At 33.2% G+C, this 5,789-nt stretch carries 4 protein-coding genes; all 4 read left to right on the forward strand.

Features of this window, described 5'->3' with window-relative positions; all coding sequences use genetic code 11:
* Positions 1-971: 971 nt before the first annotated feature.
* A complete protein-coding gene (locus tag D8852_RS09745) occupies positions 972-1,385 on the forward strand; it encodes a helix-turn-helix transcriptional regulator (protein WP_125833933.1) in 414 nt (137 codons plus the stop codon).
* A gap of 471 nt (positions 1,386-1,856) precedes the next feature.
* Entirely contained in the window at positions 1,857-4,787 is a 2,931-nt protein-coding gene (locus D8852_RS09755; RefSeq protein ID WP_125833937.1) for an SspB-related isopeptide-forming adhesin, read from the forward strand.
* A gap of 93 nt (positions 4,788-4,880) precedes the next feature.
* Positions 4,881-5,189, forward strand: a complete 309-nt coding sequence (locus D8852_RS09760) for a hypothetical protein (RefSeq protein ID WP_125833939.1) — start codon at positions 4,881-4,883, stop codon at positions 5,187-5,189.
* 26 nt (positions 5,190-5,215) lie between these two features.
* Positions 5,216-5,644, forward strand: a complete 429-nt coding sequence (locus tag D8852_RS09765) for a hypothetical protein (RefSeq protein ID WP_125833941.1) — start codon at positions 5,216-5,218, stop codon at positions 5,642-5,644.
* Positions 5,645-5,789 lie beyond the last annotated feature (145 nt).

Consider the following 5,789-nt stretch of genomic DNA (forward strand, 5'->3'; position numbering starts at 1 on the left):
ATATAAAAGTTAAGTGAACTTTGAAAATTTAATAAAAAACGTGTCAGACAACAACGAATCATTGACTAAACACGATTAAATGTAGCAATTTAATTATACGTGAAATTTAGGAAAATGTCAAGTTGTGTCTGATTGTAGATATTTGTCTACAAAACTTTATAGATTCTAAACTCTTTGCTGACTTTTTAGTAAGTCTAAGGAAACCATAGATAACGAACAATAATGAATATTGTGCAAAACGTTGTCAAATATGGATTTGAGTCAAAAGATTTAATGTAAAGATGAATAATCAACTTCACAATGTTGTAAATGATGGATATTGTTTTAGTAATAATTTCAATCATAATGTTCTCTTTTCTAATTTTTTGAAAACAAAAATCCAGCAAAGTGTGTTTCCATCTTACTAAGCTGTTTACGATATTTTGTTTTTGTGTTTGTTGGTATTATTATACCATAAGTAATGTGGTTGGCAAGGAGTTTAGAGTTTGTGAAGTTCATGTTGGGTGTTTCGTCCTTTTGCCTTAGTAGATAAGAAAAGGGAACTGACGGCTGAGAACAGTCAATGATACTTCTTAGAAGGTAGCTAGAGTGAGATAGTGAGGTCTATGTGTTGTATGGTCGGTGTGTGAGAGTAAAATCTTGCTAATGCCTTTGGGTAAGAAAGAGGGGATATTGAGTTATTCTTAAATTTGTGACCTTGGCGCAGGTAGTAAGCTGAGAAGCTGAAAGTATGCGAAGATAAGAGCATACATTTTATTATGCTATATTCTATTGAAAAAAACGTAAAAAGGCTTTGAAATAAGCCTTTTTATTTTGCGAAAAATTAACAATAACTAGATTTTTATAAAACAGGTCTTGTCCTGATAAGAATTGAAAGTATTGTTAGTTTTCACAAGGGAATCTACTATATTCCTTTATGTAAATTAACAATATGAGTAGAGGTGTTGGAAATAGAAAATGAGGTAACAAAAATGATAAACGTATCAAAAGCATTGATTTTATATAGAGAAAGAAATAATAAGTCAGAAGAAGAAATTGCTACTTATTTAGGTATTCAAAAGAAAGCATATAAGCGCTATGAAAGTGGAGATCGAGAGCCTAGTATTGATAAACTTTACAAGCTAGCAAAGTATTATAATTGTACGATTGATGATTTTATCAATGTTGATGAAAAATTCACTGTGAAACGTGAGGAAGTTTTATCAACGAAGGATTTAGATAATCTAGGTTGTCACCATCAGTTTTCTCATGGACTGGTAGCAATGTTGACTAAAGGAAAGAGTTATGAAGAAACAATTCGCTTTTATGATGATGATAAGACAAAATATGTTTATAAGAGTGAAGTGAAGCGATTTTTACTTGACCTAGCTGAGAAGATTGAGTAGTAGGAAAGAGGTGTGTTAAAATCGAAGAATATGGTTATAAAGAGGGTCAAGGTTTAAGAACTTATTCCGAAGAATGGATCATAAAAGAGTATAACCGAATTTATAGTAGATTCTGTTGGAATTTGAAAATCTATGCTCATGTAAAAAATGGTGCTGATGTCTATGTATCATCAAAGAAATGTTGTGAAGATTTATATTATCAGTTGTATGCTGTAGGTCAACTTACACGAAGTTATTACAGTAAGATTATGTCTAAGATTGAAAGAACATATAATCGTTTCAGAGAAGATGGAGTGATTATTGAATTTTAAATGTTATTTTAAATAAGAGTCAGTTTAGCTGGCTTTTTTATTTTGAGAATAAAGGAGAATTTATGATAGTAGTTGTTTATAAACGCTCTCGGTCACCATCAAGTGATTGAGGGTTTTAATTTGTTAAAAATGTTTTTTAGAAATGGAGATAAATTATTAAATGTCAAAAGGACAAGAATATAAGGCTTATGGTTCAATCCGTAAGATGAAGGTTGGTGGTGCTTGTGGAGTTATTCTTGCACTTGCAATGTTGGGTATGGTAGTTAATGGTACTGTATCGGCTGATGAAGTTTCAACTGATAAACCTGTTGCTGTTGAGAAGAAAAGTGAGGTAGATGTTCCTATTTCTCATGATTCTCTTGATAAAGCTGTAAAAGAAGCGAAAGAAGTTGGTGTCAAGGTAGAAGTTGTCGCTGTTCAGGATAAAGGAGTTGCAACTTCTGAAACTGTTGCAGAAAAGCAAAAAGAAATTGAAGCTGATTATGTGAAGCAGGAAAAAGAAGTTGAAAAAGCAACTGCTGACTACACAAACGCTAAAACTAACAATGAAGCCGAGCGTAAGGCGATTGAAGCAGAAAATAAGCGTATCGCAAAGGATAACGCTGAAAAAGAAGCTACTTACAATAAAGCTGTGGTAGATCAAAAAGCCTTTAATGAACAGGTAGAAAAAGAAAATGCTGATCTTAAATCTCAGTATGACAAGAAGCTGGAAACATATAATAAAGAATTAGCTGTTTATAATAAGCAGAAAGAAGAACTTGCTAAGAAAGGTTTGAAAGCTGAAAAACCTAATGTTAAGATTTATGGTGATTATGACGAAAGCCAACGTGGTAGTGTAAACTATTATAAGAAATTTACTGCTTCTTTTGAAGGTGTTGAAGGTTTACTGAAGGTTAAAGATTATATTGGTTTGCATAGTGATACAACTATTACTGGTAGTCGTGCTGATTTAATTAAAAATCCTTCTGGTTATTTTGGTCAAATTTATAACCCTAAGAAGGGAGATTCTTTTACATTACATAATGTAGCTGAAAATGAAAAAGGTGAGAAAATCTCTGCTCGTTTCACATTTAATGATGTTGAGGCTGAATGGCAGGAAAATGGAAAGCCTTTATCAACTACAAAAATCACGATTCATAAGCTAGATAATAGTGGTTCTATGAATTTTGTTTATGGAAACTTAGTTCAATTTAATACTAAGATTGAGTTTTATCTTGAAAAAGATAATAAGAAAGTAACTCTTGCTGTTGTTTCTATGTTTAATGATGTTGACTATGGACAAGAGTTGAATTTGACTTATGAAGATGGTACAGAAGGTATTGTTTTGAATCCTGATGGTTCTGATGTGAAGAAGGTTAAGCGTGATGGCAAGGATTTTTATAAGGGTGAATATAAAACTCCTTGGACTTCTGATGTACCTGAATTGGGAGTAAAGGCTGGAGATCTTGGATATGCTAATGTAAAAGATGAAGCTGATATTCCTCGTGGTTCTATTTTATCTGTTGGATATGGTTCTACTTTGAATTTTGTTTACCATAATGGTGAAGGAGTTCATTCAGCTAAAAAAGTTGAATTGGAACGGAAATGGGCTTATGATAAGGCAAGAGCAGAAGGGAAAGATTTACCTTCTGATGAAGAAATTTTTAGTGGAAATGGTTGGGCTGTAGGAATTTTTGGTAAGGCAAGTGCTACTGTACCAATTAATGTTTTGAAAAAGCCACCTGTTAAGCCTGTATTGAAAGAAAAGGACACTAAGGAAATTCCAAAACCAAAATTGGAGAAGCCAAAAGAGTTGCCTGAACTTCCAAAAGTGCCTACAGTAAAAGTGAATTATTCACGCTTGCGTGTGAAACCATTAACTCCAAAACCTGTTAAGGCTATTGTTGATACATATGGACATAATATTGATGGTGCTAATACATTCGATAAGAATGTAAAATTCAGTTTGACTACTGATTATAAGCCTTATTCAACGTTTACTGCTGATTCAAAAGTAGTTGCTAAAACATGGGCTATGGTTGATGATGTTCAAGATGGTGCATATCAAGTAGATGAAAGTAAAATCACTATGAAAGATTCTGCAGGTAAAAATGTTAAGGATTTGTTCAAGATGTATCATGTTCTTTCTGATAAGGAACGTACACAAGAAATTCAAAACATTTTGAAGGAAGCTGGCTTGAATCCAAAAGGTGAGTTCTATATGTTTGTAGCGAAAGATTCTGCTTCATTCTATAAGAACTATGTAAAACAAGCTAAGAATATTACGATTGATCTTCCTGCTCGTTTGCTTGTTAAGAAGGCTGAGTTAGTAAAAAATGACTTTTATCAAGTTGATTATGGAAATAGCTATATTTCTAACTTGGTAACTGTTCAAGTTCCTGATGTGAAACCTGATAAACACGCTGTGGATCAAAAGGACGACAAGAAAGTCTTGGACGGCCAAGAAGTACAGATTGGCCAATATATTCGCTACTTACTTGACGGTGTGACCATTCCTGTTAAACACGATTCACTTTATCAGTATGATGGTATTGATAAGTTAGATGTGAAGCATGATCGCTATACTGGCAACTGGAAGGGTATCATTCGTGGTACTGAATATGTAGCAGGAAAAGATATGGTGTTATCGTATGATGTAGTTCTTTCTGATGGTAAAGTTGTTAAAGCTGGAGATAAGATTGCTAAAGGCTCTGTCTATGCTTTCCAATTCGAGTTTGACCAAAGTACAAATTCTGAGTTCATCAAGAAGATTGTTAAAGTTTCTTGGAATGAAAAAGATGGTAAGTGGGCTTACACTATTGATAAAGAGTTCTTGAACTCTCTAGGTGTTAAAGGTACGTTTGATGCCGATTTCTATATTGAAGTTGAGCGTATCGCAAGTGGAGAAGTTGAGAATACGTTTGTTAATATTGTCAATGGTCAAGAAATGGAAGCGAAAGTCACTACTCATACTCCTGAGCAACCTAAACCACAAGAACCGAAAAAACCATCATTACCGAATACTGGTACAGCTTCTAGTATGCTTGGATTTGTTGGTACTGGTATCTTGTCAATGCTAGGTCTAGTTGGTATGAAGCGTAAGAAAGATTAAGAATGTTGTTTATAGGACGGTAAGTAAACAGGAATTATCGTCCTTTTGTTTTTTTAAAAAGAAAAAATGTAAATAGAAAAGGAAATTAAAAAAATGGCAAAAATTAAAAAACTCCCTGTGGGATTGAATGTGATTGGTACTAAAGTTGTTGTTAGTCCAAAATTTCGTGAAGTAGTAAATGGTTCGTATGATGATTTTGTACCTTTCCGAGAATTTGAGATTTCAGGGGAAAATCAAAGTACGGTAACTATTCGTGTATATGGATTGGGTAATTCTGATGTTCCAAAAACAAGAGGTCTTACATTTGTTAAGTCTGTTTCAGGGCTTAATATGGTGACACGTTTGGTTGGTACAAAAGAAGAGATTCAATTTGAAGCAACTGAATTGCGTTTTGAGAAATAAATTATAGAAAATAGGAGAAAAAAATAATGGCTTTTAGTATTCGTAAATTTAATAATGCAGAAATCCCTGTAAATGCAAAAGAATTGCTTGGTAAACTGGTATTTATCAGTTTTATTGAAAATTTTAAAATGGTAGATGGTTCGCCTGTCGATTATCCAACGCATGCAGAAGTTTTCTCAGATAAAATGCAAGAAATTATTCCAATTAAATTGGAAGAAGGTATCTCTGTAGAAGATATTCCTATGATGTCTGAAGTTGAACTTGTTGGTGATGCCACAATTTGGATTTATGATGATTCATATACAATTTCACGTGGAAATAACAATGTTTCTGAGGTCAAAGGACACGCTTTTGCTTTGCGTGCTGAAAATGTTAAGCGTGTAGGTGCTGGTCAACCAAAACAGGAACAGAAGCATGATCAAAAACCTGAGCAAAAACAGGAACATAAGGGATAATTTCTAAAGGAGAAAAGATATGAGTTTATTTCCAACGTATCGTGGAATTAAGATTAAGCCTTACATGGAAAATCTAAGATACTATATCTTTTCTTTTTTCTTTTTGTTGTTTAGTCCTATATTAGCTTTTTTCGTCTATTCAAAT

The sequence above is a fragment of the Streptococcus mitis genome (assembly GCF_003942695.1).
In the GTDB taxonomy this organism is placed as follows: Bacteria; Bacillota; Bacilli; order Lactobacillales; family Streptococcaceae; genus Streptococcus; species Streptococcus mitis_BD.